Below are 18,867 nucleotides of genomic sequence, written 5' to 3' on the forward strand. Positions count from 1 at the left end.
CGATGGGCTCATCGAGAGAAAGCTGTGATGGAGCTGTGCGGGGAAAAACATGAGTCGTGACGGCTGGCGTGAGAAGGGGCACAGCCTACTTCAGGCGCTGGCGCCAGGCAATCGGAGACAGGCAATCGGCTGCAGCGCAAACGCGTATCCGCATGCCGGTCTGGCATGCGCTGAATCGATCTTGGGGGAGGGTGACGCTGAACTGATTCGCCGCAGGAGCAGGGCGCTCCTTGAAGTGTTGCTGGCCAATCAGTGTAGGAAGATGGCTCCACGACCTGGACTCGAACCAGGGACCCAGTGATTAACAGTCACTTGCTCTACCAACTGAGCTATCGCGGAATGCGGCGTATCTTACTGATTAAGAAGGAGAAGTCAAGCATCCCCAAATAATTTTCCGCTTGAGTGAGCCTGGTCGACCCTGGCCATTGTGCCAATCCGCGGCTATTTGGTCGTGGGCGGTTACCGGAATCGCGGCACAGGTCTACCATGGCGCCCCGGCAGTGGTTTCACGCGCTCCCGGCTTCCAGCCGAAAAGGTAACGCTCATGACCCTGTTCAAGTTTTTACCCGCCACACTGCTTGCCCTGTCGCCTCTGCCTGAGGAGGTTTTATGAGCATCGAGCAGATCAGCCTGCCCAAAGGTGTCGGTCCCCAGGCCATGAAACTGTGGGATGCCATTACCCAGGCCGGGTCGGCCGCTGAATTGAACCGCGCGGGTGGCAAGGCCGAAGGTTTTGTCCTCGGGCTGGAAAGCGCCAAGGCCATCAAGAGCCAGGTCGCCGAGTCGCTGTACGTGGCCTTCGATGATGCCGCCAGCCAGCGCAGCGCTGAACTGGCCGGTTGAGCGTTCTCAACCGCCGAAAGTGAAGGTGCCCAGCATGAATTTCGCGGCTAGCGAGGTGGCGGCCAGTTGCACCAGCCACAGCGCCAGGCCACCGAGAAATACCCCCAGGGCAATTTGCAGGACCAGGTTCCTTTCGCGTTTCTGCGGGCGGGGGAAGTGGTCCAGTTCGTCGCGGTCGGCTCGCAGGTCGTCGTGTCTCATGGGGTGCTCTCGATAGGGAAGCGATAGGGAAGAAGGCAAGCTGAATTCGGTCTAGTGGGCATCGGGTCGGCGAGGGCGGCCCACAAAAAAGGGGGAAGCCCAAAGGCTTCCCCCTTTCACTCACCGCGCGTGGCTCAGATCACCTGGATGATGGCCTTGGTCACGACGTCGATGTTGTTCTGGTTCAGCGCGGCCACGCAGATACGGCCGGTGTCCAGGGCGTAGATGCCGAACTCGTTGCGCAGGCGTGTCACTTGTTCGACGGTCAGGCCGGAGTAGGAGAACATGCCGCGCTGACGGGCCACGAAGCTGAAGTCGCGCTGTGGCGCGCCCTTGGCCAGCAGGTCGACCATCTGCAGGCGCATGCCGCGGATCCGCAGGCGCATTTCGGCCAGTTCGGCTTCCCACTGGGCGCGCAGTTCCGGGCTGTTGAGCACGGCGGCGACGATGCTTGCACCGTGGGTCGGCGGGTTGGAGTAGTTGGTGCGGATCACGCGCTTGACCTGCGACAGCACGCGCGCGCTTTCTTCTTTCGATTCGCTGACGATCGACAGGGCGCCAACGCGCTCGCCGTACAGCGAGAACGACTTGGAGAACGAGCTGGAGACGAAGAAAGTCAGGCCCGATTCGGCGAACAGGCGCACGGCGGCGGCGTCTTCGGCGATGCCGTCACCGAAGCCCTGGTAGGCCATGTCGAGGAACGGCACCAGGTTTTTCGCCTTGATCACCTGCAGCACGTTTTTCCAGTCTTCCGGGCTCAGGTCGACGCCGGTCGGGTTGTGGCAGCAGGCGTGCAGGACCACGATCGACTGGGCTGGCAGGGCATTCAGGTCTTCCAGCAGGCCGACGCGGTTCACGTCGTGGGTGGCGGCGTCGTAGTAGCGGTAGTTCTGCACCGGGAAACCGGCGGTTTCGAACAGCGCGCGGTGGTTCTCCCAGCTTGGGTCGCTGATGGCCACGACCGCGTCAGGCAGCAACTGCTTGAGGAAGTCGGCGCCGATCTTCAGCGCGCCGGTACCGCCGACGGCCTGGGTGGTGACCACGCGACCGGCGGCCAGCAGCGGCGAGTCGTTGCCGAACAGCAGCTTCTGCACGGCCTGGTCGTAGGCGGCGATACCGTCGATTGGCAGGTAGCCGCGGGAGGCATGTTGAGCGGCGCGGATCGTCTCGGCTTCGACAACGGCGCGCAGGAGTGGAATTCGCCCCTCCTCGTTGCAGTAAACACCGACCCCCAGGTTGACCTTGTTGGTACGGGTATCGGCGTTGAATGCTTCGTTGAGGCCCAGGATAGGATCGCGTGGTGCCATTTCGACAGCGGAGAACAGGCTCATTATTACGGCGGCTCTGAATGGAGTGTGGAGGGACGTGTCGCGCTCCAGCCGAATGCACTAGAGCGGTGCACAAACGGGGAGCTAGTATAGAGGCACATCACTGCGCGCGGCGACAGCTGAAAGGGCTTTTCCGGCAAGTTTTTCGGTTTATTTTTCGACCGTTAGTCTTATTGCAACGTCAAAGTCGTACAGGTCCCAGGGACCTTTGCCTTGAAAGCTGTGGAATTTGCCTCCACATCCAGCACAATCCAGTATTTTCCCGGCGACACTCGTCGTTTGTGGTCTTTCTCGTTCCTGTGCGGCGGCGTCGTGCTGGAGTGAACCCAGAGGTACGTTATGTCTGAATTCCAGCTAGTCACCCGCTTCCAGCCCGCCGGCGACCAGCCGGAGGCCATCCGGCTGATGGTCGAGGGCATCGAGGCCGGGCTGGCGCACCAGACGCTGCTCGGTGTGACCGGCTCGGGCAAGACCTTCAGCATCGCCAACGTGATCGCCCAGGTACAGCGCCCGACCCTGGTACTGGCGCCAAACAAGACCCTGGCCGCGCAGTTGTACGGGGAGTTCAAGGCGTTCTTCCCGAACAACGCGGTGGAGTACTTCGTTTCCTACTACGACTACTACCAGCCGGAAGCCTATGTACCTTCGTCCGACACCTTTATCGAGAAAGATGCCTCGATCAACGACCATATCGAGCAGATGCGCCTGTCGGCGACCAAGGCGCTGCTGGAGCGCAAGGACGCCATCATCGTCACCACGGTGTCGTGCATCTACGGCCTGGGCAGCCCGGAAACCTATCTGAAGATGGTGTTGCACGTCGATCGCGGCGACAAGCTCGACCAGCGCGCCTTGCTGCGCCGCCTGGCCGACCTGCAGTACACCCGTAATGACATGGATTTTGCCCGCGCCACCTTCCGGGTGCGCGGCGATGTGATCGATATCTACCCGGCGGAATCCGACCTGGAAGCAATCCGCATCGAGCTGTTCGATGACGAGGTGGAAAGCATCTCCGCTTTCGACCCGCTGACCGGCGAAGTGATCCGCAAGCTGCCGCGCTTCACCTTCTATCCCAAGAGCCACTACGTGACGCCGCGGGAAACCCTGCTGGATGCCATCGAGGGGATCAAGGTCGAGTTGCAGGAGCGCCTGGAGTACCTGCGCAGCAACAACAAGTTGGTGGAAGCCCAGCGCCTGGAGCAGCGCACCCGTTTCGACCTGGAGATGATCCTCGAGCTGGGCTACTGCAACGGCATCGAAAACTACTCGCGCTACCTGTCCGGGCGGCCTGCCGGGGCGGCGCCGCCGACCCTGTATGACTATTTGCCGGCGGACGCCTTGCTGGTGATCGACGAGTCCCACGTCAGCGTGCCGCAGGTTGGCGCCATGTACAAAGGCGACCGCTCCCGCAAGGAAACCCTGGTGGAGTACGGTTTCCGCCTGCCCTCGGCGCTGGACAACCGGCCGATGCGCTTCGACGAGTGGGAGGGGGTCAGCCCGCAGACCATCTTTGTCTCGGCCACGCCGGGCAACTATGAAGCCGAGCATGCCGGCCGCGTGGTCGAGCAGGTGGTGCGCCCGACCGGCCTGGTCGACCCGCAGGTGGAAGTACGTCCGGCGCTGACCCAGGTCGATGACCTGCTGTCGGAAATCACCAAGCGCGTGGCCGTGGAAGAGCGGGTCCTGGTGACCACCCTGACCAAGCGCATGGCCGAGGACCTGACCGATTACCTTGCCGATCACGGTGTGCGCGTGCGTTATCTGCACTCGGACATCGACACCGTGGAGCGGGTCGAGATCATCCGTGACCTGCGTCTGGGCACCTTCGATGTGCTGGTGGGGATCAACCTGCTGCGCGAAGGCCTGGACATGCCGGAAGTGTCGCTGGTGGCGATTCTCGATGCGGACAAGGAAGGTTTCCTGCGCTCCGAGCGCTCGCTGATCCAGACCATCGGCCGTGCCGCGCGTAACCTCAACGGCCGGGCGATTCTCTACGCCGACCGCATTACCGGCTCCATGGAGCGGGCGATTGGCGAGACCGAGCGCCGTCGCGACAAGCAGATCGCCTTCAACCTGGCCAATGGCATCACCCCCAAAGGCGTGTTCAAGGACGTCGCCGACATCATGGAAGGCGCCACCGTGCCGGGTTCGCGCAGCAAGAAGCGCAAAGGCATGGCCAAGGCCGCCGAGGAAAACGCCCGCTACGAAAACGAACTGCGCTCGCCCAGCGAGATCACCAAGCGCATTCGCCAGCTCGAAGAGAAGATGTACCAGTTGGCCCGCGACCTGGAGTTCGAAGCCGCGGCGCAGATGCGCGACGAAATCGGCAAGCTGCGCGAGCGTTTGCTGACGGTTTGAGCCTCACCTGTAGCCGCTGCCGCAGGCTGCGATCGGCCGGTACGGCCGTGGCGATATCACTACCGCTGAAGGTCCTTCGGGCCTATCGCAGCCTGCGGCAGCGGCTGCAGCGGTTACCCTGGCAAGTCAGTGCGCTTCCCCGGCCTTGATCCCGGCCGGCAGCGCCTTGGTCAGCAGAATCGCCAGCATGCTGACGCCCAGGGCGATCCCGACAAAATGGAAGGCGTCGTTGTAGGCCATGATCAGCGCCTGCTGGTGGGTGATTTCACTGAGTTTGCCGAGGGCGGCGGTATCGCTGCCGAACTTCTCGGCCAGGGTCGCCAGGCGTTCGGCCACTTGCGGGTTGCTCGGCACTATGGATTCGCGCAGGTAGTCGAAGTAAGTCTTGGTCCGCGCATCCAGCAGGGTCGCGAGCAGGGCGATGCCGATCGCGCCGCCGAGGTTGCGCAGGATGTTGAACAGGCTGGAGGCCGAGCCGGCGTCCTGCGGCAGGATGTAAGCGGTGGCGATCAAAGAAATGGTGACCATGATCAGCGGCTGCCCCAGGGCGCGGATGATCTGGATCTGGTTGAACTGCGGTCCGGCGAAGTCCGGGTTGAGCACCCCCGAAGAAAAACTCGCCAGGCCGAACAGGCCAAAGCCCAGGGTGCACAGCCATTTGGGCGAGATGAACTGCATCAGCTTCGGCACCAGCGGAATCAGGAACAGCTGCGGCACCCCCATCCACATGATCACTTCGCCGATCTGCAAGGCGTTGTAGTTCTGGATCTGCGCCAGGTACAGCGGCAACAGATAGATGGAACCGTACAGCCCGACGCCCATGCCCAGGCTGGAAATGCTCGACAGGCCGAAGTTGCGGTTGCGCAGGATGCCCAGGTTGATCAGTGGGTTGGGCTTGGACACCTGGACAATGACAAAGGTGATCAGGCTCAGCAGGGCGATGCTGCCCAGGCTGACGATCAGGTTCGATTCCAGCCAGTCCTTGCGATGGCCCTCCTCGAGAAACACCTGCAGGCAACCGAGGCCGACACCCAGGGTGAGAATGCCGGCGTAGTCGGTGCTTTTCAGCAGCTCCCAATGGGCTTCCTTCTTCTCCAGGCCATAGAGCAGGCCGGCGATCATGATCAGGCCGGGCGGGATGTTGATATAGAAGATGTATTCCCAGCCCCAGTGCTCCGTGAGCCAGCCCCCCAGGGTCGGGCCGATGGACGGGGCGAAGGTGGCGGTCATGGCGAACATGGCCATGCCCTTGGCGCGATGGTGCTCGGGGAGCTTGATCAGGGTCAGGGTGAACGCCAGCGGGATCAGCGCGCCGCCGGTAAAGCCCTGCAGGGCGCGGAACACGATCATGCTTTCCAGGCTCCAGGCCATGGAGCAGAGCAGGGAGGCGATCAGGAAACCCGCCGACACCCAGACCGCCAGGCGCCGCGCCGACAGCAGCTGCACCAGCCAGGCGGTGAGGGGGATCATGATGATCTCCGCCACCAGGTAGGAAGTGGAGATCCACGAGCCTTCTTCGAGGGTTGCCGACAGCGCGCCCTGGATGTCCTTGAGCGAGGCGTTGGTGATCTGGATGTCCAGCACCGCCATGAAGGCGCCGAGCATCACGCTCATCACCGCGATCCAGTCGCGCCGGGTCGGTTCGCCGACCGGGCGCAACAGTTGGTCACCGGCCATCGTTCGAGGGTTCTGGGTTCAGGGGCTGGATATTCACTTTGACAGTGACTGACATGCCCGGGCGGATCTTGCCGTGCAGCGGGTTGTCGGCGGCAAAGGTCAGTTTCACCGGAATGCGCTGCACCACCTTGGTGAAGTTGCCGGTGGCATTGTCCGGCGGCAGCAGGCTGAACTGCGCGCCCGAGGCGGCGAACAGGCTGTCGACGCGGGCTTCGATGGGCGTGTCGCCGTAGGCGTCGAACAGCAGCTCGGCCTTTTGTCCCGGTTGCATATGGCCGATCTGGGTTTCCTTGAAGTTGGCCTGAACCCAGATGTCCTGGTCCGGCACGATCGACAGCAGATAGGCCCCAGCCTGCACGTACTGGCCGTTACGCGCCGCGCGCTGGCCGATCAGGCCGCTGATGGGGGCGTGGATGTCGCTGCGGGTCAAGTTCAGCTCGGCCTGGGCCAGGTCGGTGCGGGCATTGGCGATCTGCGCGTCGAGGCGCTTGATCTCGGCACTCAGGGCATTGACCTGCTGGCGCTGGCCTTGCAGGTCGGCCTGGGCCTTGGCCACTTGCGAGCGGGCGATATGGTTGTCGGCGGACAGGGTGGTGACCCGCTCTTCCGAGACATAACCCGGTTTGCGCAGGGTTTGCGCGCGGGACAGGTCGATCTGCGAACGCCCGAGGCTGGCCTGGCTGGAAGCCACCTGGGCTTCGCCGGCGGCGATCAGGCTGGCCTGTTGCGTGAGTCTGCTCTGGGCTTGCAGGCGTTCGGCCTCGCGGGTGGCCAGGGTGGCATTGGCGCGATCCACGGCGAAGTGGAAATCATCGCCTTCGAGCCTGATCAGCAGTTGGCCTTTTTCGACGTGCTGGTTGTCCTGCACCAGCACCTCGTCGATGCGCGCGCCAAGCTGGCTGGAAACGCGGGTGATTTCACCCTGGACATAGGCGTTATCGGTGCTTTCATAAAAGCGTCCATGGAAAAACCACTGCGCCAGAAAGCCCAGGGCAATCAGCAGGACCAGGAACAGGAAAATAAACAGGCGACGCTTGAGTTGAACTGGCATGGGGCGGCAGGCTGAGCTCAGGTAAATGTAAGGAAATTTGTCAGAGGGCGAATCTGGCATACGGCCGACCAGTGGTAAATGCCACGGGCGGACAATCGACGGTTCGGCGGCCCGGGCGACTCGAGTAGCCTCAACCTTGGCTTAAATGCCCTGCTCACTGGAGCGGGGCCGGTATCGCCTGTTACCATTCGCCTCTTGTTTGATCTTCGCTTTTCATATTCTTTCCGAGACATGCCATGACCACCGTCCGCACGCGCATCGCGCCATCGCCTACCGGGGATCCCCACGTAGGTACCGCTTACATCGCCTTGTTCAACTACTGCTTCGCCAAGCAGCATGGCGGTGAGTTCATCCTGCGCATCGAAGACACCGATCAACTGCGTTCGACCCGCGAGTCCGAGCAGCAGATTTTCGACGCCTTGCGCTGGTTGGGCATCAACTGGAGCGAAGGCCCGGACGTAGGTGGCCCGCACGGTCCTTACCGGCAGAGCGAGCGTAGCGAGATCTACCAGAAGTACACCCAGCAGTTGGTCGACATGGGCCATGCCTTCCCGTGCTTCTGCACTGCCGAAGAACTGGACCAGATGCGCGCCGAGCAGATGGCCCGTGGCGAGACGCCGCGCTACGACGGTCGCGCGCTACTGCTGTCCAAGGAAGAGGTCGCGCGGCGCCTGGCCGCTGGCGAGCCGCACGTGATCCGCATGAAGGTGCCGAGCGAAGGCGTCTGCGTGGTGCCGGACATGCTGCGTGGTGATGTCGAGATCCCGTGGGATCGCATGGACATGCAGGTGCTGATGAAGACCGATGGCCTGCCGACCTACTTCCTGGCCAACGTGGTCGACGACCACCTGATGGGCATCACCCACGTATTGCGTGGCGAAGAATGGCTGCCTTCGGCGCCGAAACTGATTCTGCTCTACGAGTATTTCGGCTGGGAGCAGCCGCAGCTGTGCTACATGCCGCTGCTGCGCAACCCGGACAAGAGCAAGCTGTCCAAGCGCAAGAACCCGACCTCCGTGACTTTCTACGAGCGCATGGGCTTCATGCCGGAAGCCATGCTCAATTACCTGGGCCGCATGGGCTGGTCGATGCCGGACGAGCGCGAGAAGTTCTCGCTGCAGGAAATGGTCGACAACTTCGACCTGTCGCGGGTCTCCCTGGGCGGGCCGATCTTCGATATCGAGAAACTGTCGTGGCTCAATGGCCAGTGGTTGCGCGACCTGCCGGTGGAAGAGTTTGCCAGCCGCGTGCAGACCTGGGCGTTGAACCCTGAATACCTGATGAAGATCGCGCCGCACGTGCAAGGCCGGGTGGAAACCTTCAGCCAGATCGCGCCGTTGGCCGGGTTCTTCTTCGCCGGTGGCGTGACCCCGGATGCCAAGCTGTTCGAATCGAAGAAGCTTTCGGGCGATCAGGTGCGGCAGCTGATGCAACTGATCCTGTGGAAGCTGGAAAGCCTGCGCCAGTGGGAAAAGGACAGCATCACCGCGACCATCCAGGCCGTGGTCGAATCCCTGGAGCTGAAGCTGCGTGATGCCATGCCGCTGATGTTCGCCGCGATCACCGGTCAGGCCAGCTCGGTCTCGGTGCTTGATGCCATGGAAATTCTGGGCCCGGACCTGACCCGTTTCCGCCTGCGCCAGGCCATCGACCTGCTGGGTGGCGTGTCGAAGAAAGAAAACAAAGAGTGGGAAAAGCTGCTGGGCGCGATCGCCTGATTCAGCCTGCTGATTCGCGGGAGCCGGCATGCTGGCTCCCACGGACCTGCGCAAGAAGTGAGATCGCGACCGTTGCTGGAGGGCACAACGGTCGGAAAAAGCCCCGGATTTACGGGGGAGGACGGTAAGTGATTGTTATGCCGGCAAATTTTTTTAAAAAAAGCTGAAAAAAAATTTGACAGCCTTCCGATACGCCCTTAAGATTCGCCCCGTCCTCACCGACGAGGGGCTATAGCTCAGCTGGGAGAGCGCTTGCATGGCATGCAAGAGGTCGACGGTTCGATCCCGTCTAGCTCCACCAATTTACAGTTCAAGGTCTGGCCACACCGGCCTTGAATCGATCAGTTCTCAGCGCTGATCAGTTGTTAGAAGGGTTTGCGTCCCCTTCGTCTAGTGGCCTAGGACACCGCCCTTTCACGGCGGTAACAGGGGTTCGAGTCCCCTAGGGGACGCCAGTTTTACAGAAGCGATGTTGCAAGATGTCGCTCCGCCGCGAGGCGAAAAATCTGGGGCTATAGCTCAGCTGGGAGAGCGCTTGCATGGCATGCAAGAGGTCGACGGTTCGATCCCGTCTAGCTCCACCAATTTTACAGTTCAAGGTCTGGCCACACCGGCCTTGAATCGATCAGCTCTCAGCACTGATCAGTTGTATAGAAGGGTTTGTGTCCCCTTCGTCTAGTGGCCTAGGACACCGCCCTTTCACGGCGGTAACAGGGGTTCGAGTCCCCTAGGGGACGCCACGTTTACCCGCTCTGCGGGATTTATAAGGGTCATTCAATTATTGAATGGCCCTTTTGTTTGTCTGGCGTTTGGCCAATTCTCCCTTTCTCCCCACACTGTTCTCCTGACCGACGGTCACACTAACGACTTGCGAAAATTTATTATGAGAATAATATTTTGATCGTAATATTCGGAGGCAACGATGAACGATAAAAAAGCTCAAACCCGCGAGCGCATTCTCCAGGCCGCCAGCACCGCGCTGGTGCAGCGTGGCCCGGCCGAGCCGAGCGTGGGCGAAGTGATGGGTGCCGCGGGCCTGACGGTCGGTGGCTTCTACGCGCATTTCGAAAGCAAGGACGCCCTGATGCTGGAAGCGTTCAGTCAATTGCTGGCCCAGCGCCGGGGCCTGATTGCCGATATGGACGCATCGTTGACCGGCGAGGAGCGGCGAGCGCTGGTGGCAGCGTTCTATCTGTCGCGCAAGCACCGCGATTCCACCGAGCAGGCCTGCCCGATCCCCGCGTCGGTCGGTGAAATGGGGCGCCTGCCGGACGATTTCCGCAAAGTCCTGAATGAACACATCGAGCTGATGCTGGCTCAGTTGGCGACCACCCCCGAAGACACCGACAAGGCCCTGGCCGATCTGGCCCTGATGGTGGGCGGCTTGTCCCTGGCCCGGGCGCTGGGAGCCGGTGAGCTGTCGGACCGTTTACTGCGCGCTGCCAAGTCGGCGGTGCTATGACCTGAGGCGCTGGCCTGAGGAGAGAAGCGATGAGCACGTTAAGTTGGGTTCGTGGCGTTAACGGCACCTTGGGCTGGGTTGCACCGAAGCTGGTCGCCAGCAAGATGCGACTGGCCTTCATGACGCCGCGCGAGCGGCTGCCGCGTGACTGGGAGCTGCCGCTGCTGGCGCGTTCGGAGCGCATTACCCTGCGCTTCGGGCTCTCGGCATTGCGCTGGGGCCAGGGGCCGGCGGTGCTGCTGATGCACGGCTGGGAAGGCCGCCCCACGCAATTTGCCAGCCTGATCGATGCGCTGGTGGGCGCCGGCTACAGCGTCGTGGCGCTGGACGGTCCCGCCCACGGGCGTTCTCCCGGTCGCGAGGCCAATGTGGTGCTGTTTGCCCGGGCCATGCTCGAAGCCGCCGCGGAGTTGCCGCCGCTGCGCGCGGTCATCGGCCATTCCATGGGGGGCGCTAGTGCCATGCTGGCGGTACAGCTGGGCTTGCGTACCGAGACCCTGGTCAGCATCGCCGCCCCGGCGCGGATACTCGGCGTCCTGCGCGGCTTCGCCCGTTATGTGCGCCTGCCACCCAAGGCACGCTCGGCCTTTATCCGCCAGGTGGAGCAGGATGTCGGCATGCGCGCCGCGGCCATGGATGTCGCGCATTACCAGTTGGACATGCCCGGGTTGATCGTGCATGCCGAAGATGATTGCTTTGTCCCGGTCAAGGAGTCCGAACTGATCCACGACGCCTGGTTCGACAGCCGCTTGTTGCGCCTGAAGGAGGGTGGGCATCAGCGCGTATTGGCCGATCCGCGGCTGATCGAGGGTGTGCTGACGCTGTTGGCCGGCCGCAGCCTGCAAGCGCGCCAATCCGCCTGAGCAATCCGTTACACTGCCCCGGTCGAATAATCTGACCGGGAGTGGGGCATGGGCTGGGATCTGGCAACGCCGTTTATCATCGATCTGCAGGTGGGTGCCGAAGACATCGACGGCTTGGGGCATGCCAACAACGCGGTGTACGTCACTTGGCTCGAGCGTTGCGCCTGGCGTCATTCCCAGCGCCTGGGCCTGGACCTGAGCGAATACCGCCGCCTGGATCGGGCCATGGCGGTGGTACGCCACGAGATCGACTACCTGGCGGCGGCCTATGAAGGCGACGAGCTGCAACTGGCGACCTGGATCGTCGACTGGGATCAGCGCCTGAAGATGTCGCGACGCTTCCAACTGGTGCGTCCGAGCGATGGCGCTACCTTGCTGCGGGCCCAGACCACCTTTGTCTGCATCGAGCTGTCCAGCGGCAAGCCCAAGCGCATGCCGGCGGAGTTTCTCGAGGGTTATGGGCCGGCGTTGCAAGGGGCGAGCTGAACCGGCCCGCGACCATCCACCCGTTGAAATACCTGCTTCCCAGCGAAACCCAGTAAACTGCCGCACGTTTTTTTACCGCGTTTTACGTTGAGTGTGATTCATGCAAATTGCTTTGGCGCCCATGGAAGGGTTGGTCGATGACATCCTGCGGGATGTACTGACCCGGGTCGGTGGTATCGACTGGTGCGTGACCGAGTTCATCCGGGTCAACGATCAGTTGCTCACACCGGCCTATTTCCACAAGTTCGGCCCCGAGTTGTTGAACGGCGCCCGTACCGCGTCCGGCGTGCCGCTGCGGGTGCAACTGCTGGGTTCCGATCCGGTGTGCCTGGCGGAAAACGCCGCCCTGGCCTGTGAGCTCGGTTCCGAAGTCATCGACCTGAACTTCGGCTGCCCGGCCAAGACCGTCAACAAATCCCGTGGCGGTGCGGTGCTGCTCAAGGAGCCGGAGCTGCTCAACCAGATCGTCGAGCAGGTGCGGCGTGCCGTGCCTGCGCACATCCCGGTGACCGCCAAGATGCGCCTCGGCTTCGATAGCCCGGATGGCTCGCTGGTGTGCGCCACGGCGCTGGCCGAAGGCGGCGCGGAACATATCGTGGTGCATGCGCGGACCAAGGTCGACGGCTACAAGCCGCCGGCGCACTGGGAGTGGATTCCGCGGGTGCAGGATGTGGTCAAGGTGCCGGTGTTCGCCAACGGTGATATCTGGAGCGTCGAAGACTGGCGCCGCTGCCGCGAAATCAGCGGCGTGGAAGACATCATGCTCGGCCGTGGCCTGGTGTCGCGTCCGGACCTGGCCCGGCAAATCGCCGCCGCGCGGGCCGGGGAAGAGGTGGTCGAGATGACCTGGGCCGAGCTGATGCCGTTGATCCAGGACTTCTGGCTGCAAGCCAAGGCGCAGATGACGGCTCGCCAATCGCCGGGTCGCCTGAAGCAGTGGCTGGCGATGCTGACCCGCAATTATCCCGAGGCGGTGGAGCTGTTCACCGTCCTGCGTCGCGAAACCGAGCCGGATCAAGTCTCGCGTTTGCTGGGCTTGCCGGTGGCCGAGGCGGCCTGAAAAAAATCTGCGAAAAGTCTCTTGAAATGCAATCGGCGGTCCCTATCTAAGGGTTACGCGATGCCGAATTCGGGTCGCGGAGACAAAAAAACTTGCTGATTGTTTTCAGGAGATTTGAACCATGAGTACTGCATTTTCCCTCGCGCCACTGTTCCGTTCCTCGGTGGGTTTCGACCGTTTCAACGACCTGTTCGAAACCGCCCTGCGCAATGAGCCAGGCAGCACCTATCCGCCCTACAACGTCGAAAAGCACGGTGACGACCAGTACCGCATCGTCGTGGCCGCCGCCGGGTTCCAGGAAGAAGACCTGGAGCTGCAAGTCGAGAAGGGCGTGCTGACCATCAGTGGTGGCAAACGCGACGCGAACGAAGGCGTCACCTTCCTGCACCAGGGCATCGCCCAGCGTGCGTTCAAGCTGTCCTTCCGTCTGGCCGATCACATCGAGATCAAGGCCGCCGGCCTGAGCAACGGTCTGTTGAGCATCGACCTGTTGCGGGTGATCCCGGAAGAGGCGAAAGCCAAGCGCATCCCGATCAACGGGACGCAGAAGCCAGCCCTGCAGCATTGATCCATGCGCCGCCACACAGGCGTTTGATCGAGCGCTGAGTCGCTGAAAAAGGCCCCGACAAGTTGGGGCCTTTTTTATGCCTGGGAAAATCATCGTTCGCCTTTGCCGCGTTGCGGCGCTTTCTCTACAATCCGCCGCAGTTTTGCCGACCCCCCTCCTTACCGGTCGGCCTGGAGCCTTTTTCATGGACGAGATACAACAGCGCTGGCTGTGGGGTCTTTCTGCGCCGATGGTTGCGCTCAACCCTCGCGCCGGATACGACAACCCCGCGTTCTACCCCGGCCCGGACTCCATCGACCTGCAAGGCAGTTGGGGCATTGGTGACCGACGGCAGTTGCTGGACATGCTGGAAAAGATGACTGACCACGGTCATGCCGCCCGCCTCGACGACGCCTATCGCGCCTGGCAGCGCTGCCTGCCGAGCGAGTGGCAGGCCCTGCTCGAGACCCTCGAGCCCCGTGAACGCATCCTGCATGAGTTCGCCAGCCGTACCTTTGGTGCTTGCGGCCCGGGCGGGATCCTGGCCTGGGATTACGGGCGCATGGGTTTTCTCTTGCGTTGCGGCGTGCGTAACCAGTGGATCGATCTGGCCGAGAGCCTGTGGCTGCACGGCCGGCTGGCGGTCAGGGCGCAATACCACTACGGCAGCTGGTTCGCCTATTTCAATGGTTTCCTGGTTGGCCGCGCGTTTTGGGGTTGCCTGGGCAATAGCGACGACGAACTGGCTTACGAGCTGGATCGACAGGGGGAGAACCCCAACAGCCTGATGATCGCCCAGGGGCTTGCGCAAAACATGGCGGATTGTCTGGCGGACTTGCCATGGCACCTGGATCTCGATTTGCCGCAGCGTCCGGCGTCGCTTGAGGAGTTCGACTGGTCATGAGTTGCTGGATAAAGCTGGGTATCGACCCTACCACCGATGAAACGCTGATTCGCAATGCCTATCGTGCCCGTCTGCCGGAGCATCACCCGGAGACCGATCCCGAAGGATTCCAGGCACTGCGCCAGGCCTACGAGAGTGCCCTGCGGCTGGTGCGTGACAACGAGCAGGAACTTGAAGCGGCGCAGGAGAACGAGCCTGAGCCTGCGCAGGCCATCCTCGATTTTGATGCGCTGCTGAGTGATCCGGCGCGACGTTTCAATCCTGAGGCCTGGCAGGCCTTTATCAAGACACTGGATCAATTGCCGCTCGGTATGCTCGATGACCTGCGCTGGGAGTTGTTCGGGCGGACGGCCAACGCCGGGCCGCTGTCCCATCGTTGCGCGGGCCTGCTGGCCCAGCGCATGGGCTGGGAGCATCAGTTGCTGGAGCTGGGGTTCGATCAGGCCCGTCATGTCGAGGACTATCTGGAGCGGATCAAGACCCCGGACCCATTCGATACGGTGCTGATGGGGAATTGGTCGGAACCGGTGCAGACCGAAAGCCTGTGGTACGCGCGCAGTCTCGACTTCATCTTCGACCGGCGACCGCTCCACGAATACGAAGGCTTCGCCAGCCAACACACCTGCCTACCGTTGCCGAACGATGCGCTCTTCATCAAGCGCTTGCTGGTGCAATTCACCCAGGCCGGCATCGGTGGCCAGGGGCTGTTGCAGTTGTGCATCGAGCAGCAGCGCGAAGCCCCGGATGATATGGACTGGCTTTACTTGCTGGCGTGCCAGAACAGCCTGCTGGGGCTGGACGATCAGGCGTTGCCTTGCTGGGTCCGGCTTTGGCAGGAGCATCGTCATCCCAAGGCCGAGAGCCAATTGCTGGCGTTGTGTGCCAAACGTCAGCCGGACTTTTTGCCGCTGCTGATCCAGGCATTTGATCGTCTGGAGCATTTCAGCGGCTGGTCCACCGATCTCGCCCATGTCACCCAGGAATACGGCAGCCCTTCACAACGTCCCGAGACGCTGATCCGCTGGCTCGGCGTTGGCCGGCTCGAGCTGCAGGGGTTGGCGCAGGCCTTTATCGACTGGCGGATGACCGGCGACGAGTTGCCCTTGCTGGCACAGTTGCTGGGCCAGAACACCGACACCCGGTTGTTGCGCCTGTACCGGCATGCCTGGGCCTTGCACCGTGGCGCAGCAGACCTGTTGCAACAGGTGCTGGACGAGCCGCAGCCGCTGGATGCCCTCGAAGGCCTGGTGCTGAGCGGGTTCAAGGACCAGGCCGGGCAGCACCTGCGCTGGTTGAGCCAGGCACCGATTCCGTTGGCGATGAATGCCTTCATCGATGAGGGCGCGGCCTCGGCACAACTGGCCGCTGCGCTGACAACCGGTGAGCCGCATAAGATCTGCCGTGTGTGGCTGCGCCGATTGCGTCCTTACGGTCACGCTGCCCTGGAGCGTATCGCCGAGTCTTTCGAATTGAGCGATACGGATGCCGCTAGCGATTTGTCGGAACTGAACCTGCTGCTGCAACTGAGCCAGCATGGCGTAGCGTTGCCGCCGCCAGGGACGGGAGAGGCGGTCTGGCACTGGTACGCCGATACGCTGTTCCTGAAGGCGTTGCTGGAGCAGCCGGAACGCTGGTGGCAATTGATCGACTCGCGGTGCCTGGAGCGCCTGGCGCTCAATCCGTCCCATCCGCTCAGCCGGCTGCAGCCGCAGCTTGCCCAATTACAGCGCGAACAGGGTGACCTGAGCGGTTTGCTCGGCTGGCTGCAATTGGCGGATCCGCTGCATGCCTTGCTCGACCGGCAATTGCTTGGCGTCCAGGAAGCGCTCGACAGTGCGCGGTTGTTGAGCAATGAACGCTTGTTCGCATGCCTGCGCAGCGACCTGCACGCCTTCGCGGACGATTTGCTCGGGCGCATGCTCTTGAGCGGTGTGCTGTATCACGACCCGGTGATCGACGCGCAGCAGCGTCGATATCTGCTCGACCGGATTACCGAAGTCACCAATCCCCAGGACTGGTTCGACGGCTTCCGCCACGGCTTGATCAAGGGCGAGCCGCCACGGCCGCCGCAGCAGGCGCTGGTCGAAGACGAAGGGATCGACAGCGAGGCCTTTTACCTGGCCCTCGATGTGCTCAAGGGGCTGGTGCGTTACGGCGGTGCCGGTGTGCCTCGGCAGAAAGTGCTGCTGCGCATGCAGCGGGCCAAGGACAATCCGGAACACGGGCTCGGCCTGCGGTTTGCCTTCAGTGCGCTGCTGTCCTGGAGCGAGCGTCTGCTGCTGGCCAAGGGCGACAGCCGTCCGACGCCCGCCACGGCTTTCTGGCGCCTGGGCACACGGCTGGGACGCGGGGCGTTTTTCTGGCAGGTGCTGGGCGCTGTGCTGGTCACCCCGCTGGCCGCGTTGTTCAGCGGCACGTCGCTGTCCGCGCTTGTCGTGTCATTGCTGGGCAGCCTGTTTTTACTCGGGGTGATTCTGCGCCGCCTGCATGACATGGGGCGTGGTATCCCGACCTTGCTGGTGCTGGGCGGTCTGTCGGTGTTCTTTCCATTTCTGTCGCTGATCCTGTTCGCCTTTCCCGGCGACAAGCTGCCCAACCGCTATGGCGTACCGCCGGACAGCGCGGGTGAAGACGCGCTGCCCGGTGGTTTGCAGGCCAGTTTGCGGCGGCTCAACGGCTAGAGACGCAGTTGGTCCAGCGCCTTGTTCAGCTGGGTTCGATGGCTGGCGATTTGCGCTGGTTGCTGGTCGCCGAGCACGGTGGTGAAGGTGCCCAGCCAGTCGGCGATCTGTTCGCGCTCGTCGCCCAGGCTTTGCGCCCACGCCCGTTCCAGGCGTGCCAGCAGGGTGCGGTTGGGCAGGGCGTCGCGGGGGTGGATTTTCAGCGCGGTCAGCCGCTCATGGCTGGTTTGCCGGGATTGCGCATCGAGCCCGGTGGGGCTGCGGTCGATGCTATGGCTATGGCGTTCGCCGCTGGCCAGCAGGGTGACGTCGACTTCGAGCAGGCCATTGATGTCATAGCTGAAGCGCACGTCCAGGGACTGGATCTGTTCGCTGGGCGTCAGGGGCACGTCGAAGGCGTCGATGAAAATATTGTCCCGTACCCAGGGCCGTTCGCCCTGGTACACCTCGATGCGGATAAACGCCTGATGCGGATGTGTGGTGTAGAACTGCTGCACCCGTGAGGTCGGGATTACCGTGTTGCGTTCGATGATCGGTGAAAAGGCCCCGCTGACCTGTTCGCCGCGACGGGTGGAAATCCCCAGGGTGTAGGGGCAGACGTCAGTCAGGATCAGTTCTTCGATAGCCCCGTCCCGGGCCTTGCAGGCGGCCTGGGTGGCGGCGCCCAGCGCGACGATCGTATCCGGGTCGAGATGGCGGTAAGGCAGGCGGCCGAACAGGGTGGCGACCATCTGCTGCACCGCCGGCATCCGGGTGGCGCCGCCTACCAGCACCAGGCTGTCGAGGTCGCGAGGCTTGAGGCGGGCATCGCGCAGGGCCTGTTCGATGGGCGCTCGCAAGCGGGCCAGCAGCGGTTCCCAGATCTTCAGTGCCAGCGCTTCGTCCAGCGTCCATTCATACGAGGTGTCCCCATGGCGCCAGCTCAGTGACTGAGTGCCTTCGGCGAGTGTGCACTTGAGCTGCTCCAGGGCGTCGCCCAGGCTGGCCATGCCCTGGACGTCGATCTGCGCCGGGGTGAGTTGCCAGTCCTTGAGGCAGGCCTGCAACAAGGCCTCGGTAAAGTCCTCGCCGCCCAGGAAGTTGTCGCCGGTGGAGGCATGCACCTCAATCAGCGGCAGTGCGTATTCCAGCACCGTGACGTCGAAGGTGCCGCCGCCCAGGTCGAAGATCAGCGTGCGTTCGAACTTCTGTTCGTGCAGTCCGTAGGCCATGGCGGCCGCGGTCGGCTCGTTGATCAGCCGCGACACCGTCAGGCCAGCCAGTTCGGCGGCGAACAGCGTGCGCTTGCGTTGTTCGTCGCTGAAGTAGGCGGGCACCGAAATCACCGCTTCCTGCACCGGATGGCCGAGAAAGGCTTCGGCATCCTGTTTGAGCGAGCCGATCACCAGCGCCGAGAGTTCTTCCGGGCTGAACGGCCGGCCGCCCAGCTCGAGGCGCTTGTCGCTGCCCATGAAGCGCTTGAAGGCCGCGGCCGTGCGTTCCGGGTGGGTCGTCAGGCGGGCCCGCGCGGCCTTGCCCACCAGGATGCTGTCGTCTTCATCGAGGCTGACCACCGACGGGGTCAGGACATCGCCGAGGGCATTGGGGATCAACTGGGCGCGGCCGTCCTGCCAGACGGCGATCAGGCTGTTGGTGGTGCCAAGGTCAATGCCCAGCAGGGCCGGGCGGGGGAGGGTTGCATCCTGCATGAT

General features: G+C 62.8%; 15 protein-coding genes and 5 tRNA genes. 14 read left to right on the plus strand and 6 right to left on the minus strand.

Annotated features, from left to right (window positions below; genetic code table 11):
• Positions 1-263: 263 nt before the first annotated feature.
• A tRNA-Asn gene (locus J4E58_RS01650) sits at positions 264-339 on the minus strand.
• A gap of 270 nt (positions 340-609) precedes the next feature.
• Here J4E58_RS01650 and J4E58_RS01655 point away from each other — a divergent pair.
• Entirely contained in the window at positions 610-843 is a 234-nt protein-coding gene (locus J4E58_RS01655) for a hypothetical protein (protein WP_007923734.1), read from the plus strand.
• 6 nt (positions 844-849) lie between these two features.
• Here J4E58_RS01655 and J4E58_RS01660 read toward each other — a convergent pair whose 3' ends face one another.
• Both J4E58_RS01660 and J4E58_RS01665 read right to left on the minus strand, forming a co-directional pair.
• The gene (locus tag J4E58_RS01660; protein WP_007923732.1) at positions 850-1,044 is read right to left on the minus strand and encodes a hypothetical protein; all 195 of its coding nucleotides are present in this window, start codon (positions 1,042-1,044) and stop codon (positions 850-852) included.
• Positions 1,045-1,178: 134 nt separating this feature from the next.
• Entirely contained in the window at positions 1,179-2,375 is a 1,197-nt protein-coding gene (locus tag J4E58_RS01665; protein ID WP_007923727.1) for an amino acid aminotransferase, read from the minus strand.
• A 336-nt stretch (positions 2,376-2,711) separates the two neighbouring features.
• Between J4E58_RS01665 and uvrB the strand changes: the two genes are divergently transcribed.
• The gene (uvrB, locus tag J4E58_RS01670) at positions 2,712-4,727 is read left to right on the plus strand and encodes an excinuclease ABC subunit UvrB (protein ID WP_007923725.1); all 2,016 of its coding nucleotides are present in this window, start codon (positions 2,712-2,714) and stop codon (positions 4,725-4,727) included.
• Positions 4,728-4,853: 126 nt separating this feature from the next.
• Here the strand turns inward: uvrB and J4E58_RS01675 are convergent, their stop codons facing one another.
• A complete protein-coding gene (locus J4E58_RS01675; RefSeq protein WP_172962986.1) occupies positions 4,854-6,344 on the minus strand; it encodes an MDR family MFS transporter in 1,491 nt (496 codons plus the stop codon).
• Positions 6,345-6,393: 49 nt separating this feature from the next.
• A complete protein-coding gene (locus J4E58_RS01680; protein WP_087088544.1) occupies positions 6,394-7,455 on the minus strand; it encodes an HlyD family secretion protein in 1,062 nt (353 codons plus the stop codon).
• Between the two features lie 236 nt (positions 7,456-7,691).
• On the opposite strand from J4E58_RS01680, the gene gltX reads away from it, so the two are divergent.
• The 12 genes from gltX (at position 7,692) to J4E58_RS01740 (ending at position 17,176) form a co-directional block, all read left to right on the plus strand.
• Positions 7,692-9,173 carry a glutamate--tRNA ligase gene (gltX, locus tag J4E58_RS01685; protein WP_007922014.1) on the plus strand — a complete coding sequence of 494 codons (1,482 nt, stop codon included), beginning with the start codon at positions 7,692-7,694 and terminating at the stop codon, positions 9,171-9,173.
• 225 nt (positions 9,174-9,398) lie between these two features.
• Positions 9,399-9,474, plus strand: a tRNA-Ala gene (locus J4E58_RS01690).
• A 78-nt stretch (positions 9,475-9,552) separates the two neighbouring features.
• Positions 9,553-9,628 (plus strand) — tRNA-Glu (locus J4E58_RS01695).
• 53 nt (positions 9,629-9,681) lie between these two features.
• Positions 9,682-9,757 (plus strand) — tRNA-Ala (locus J4E58_RS01700).
• Between the two features lie 80 nt (positions 9,758-9,837).
• Positions 9,838-9,913, plus strand: a tRNA-Glu gene (locus tag J4E58_RS01705).
• Positions 9,914-10,095: 182 nt separating this feature from the next.
• Positions 10,096-10,635 carry a TetR/AcrR family transcriptional regulator gene (locus tag J4E58_RS01710; protein WP_007922012.1) on the plus strand — a complete coding sequence of 180 codons (540 nt, stop codon included), beginning with the start codon at positions 10,096-10,098 and terminating at the stop codon, positions 10,633-10,635.
• A gap of 29 nt (positions 10,636-10,664) precedes the next feature.
• Entirely contained in the window at positions 10,665-11,498 is an 834-nt protein-coding gene (locus J4E58_RS01715) for an alpha/beta fold hydrolase (RefSeq protein WP_007922011.1), read from the plus strand.
• 48 nt (positions 11,499-11,546) lie between these two features.
• Positions 11,547-11,984: a thioesterase family protein gene (locus J4E58_RS01720; protein WP_007922008.1), complete on the plus strand. Its 438-nt coding sequence runs from the start codon at positions 11,547-11,549 to the stop codon at positions 11,982-11,984.
• Between the two features lie 100 nt (positions 11,985-12,084).
• A complete protein-coding gene (locus tag J4E58_RS01725; protein WP_053260332.1) occupies positions 12,085-13,044 on the plus strand; it encodes a tRNA-dihydrouridine synthase in 960 nt (319 codons plus the stop codon).
• A gap of 121 nt (positions 13,045-13,165) precedes the next feature.
• The gene (locus tag J4E58_RS01730) at positions 13,166-13,612 is read left to right on the plus strand and encodes an Hsp20 family protein (protein WP_007922004.1); all 447 of its coding nucleotides are present in this window, start codon (positions 13,166-13,168) and stop codon (positions 13,610-13,612) included.
• 184 nt (positions 13,613-13,796) lie between these two features.
• Positions 13,797-14,495 carry a DUF1266 domain-containing protein gene (locus tag J4E58_RS01735; protein ID WP_087088542.1) on the plus strand — a complete coding sequence of 233 codons (699 nt, stop codon included), beginning with the start codon at positions 13,797-13,799 and terminating at the stop codon, positions 14,493-14,495.
• Positions 14,492-17,176, plus strand: coding sequence for a DUF805 domain-containing protein (locus J4E58_RS01740; RefSeq protein ID WP_087088540.1), 2,685 nt, complete (start codon positions 14,492-14,494; stop codon positions 17,174-17,176). Before J4E58_RS01735 ends, J4E58_RS01740 begins: the two co-directional genes overlap by 4 nt.
• Here the strand turns inward: J4E58_RS01740 and J4E58_RS01745 are convergent.
• Positions 17,173-18,864, minus strand: a complete 1,692-nt coding sequence (locus tag J4E58_RS01745; RefSeq protein ID WP_087088538.1) for a molecular chaperone HscC — start codon at positions 18,862-18,864, stop codon at positions 17,173-17,175. The two genes, J4E58_RS01740 and J4E58_RS01745, sit on opposite strands and share 4 nt — an antisense overlap.
• Positions 18,865-18,867 lie beyond the last annotated feature (3 nt).

Origin of the sequence: Pseudomonas sp. FW305-25 (assembly GCF_017351415.1) — a bacterium.
In the GTDB taxonomy this organism is placed as follows: Bacteria; Pseudomonadota; Gammaproteobacteria; order Pseudomonadales; family Pseudomonadaceae; genus Aquipseudomonas; species Aquipseudomonas chlororaphis.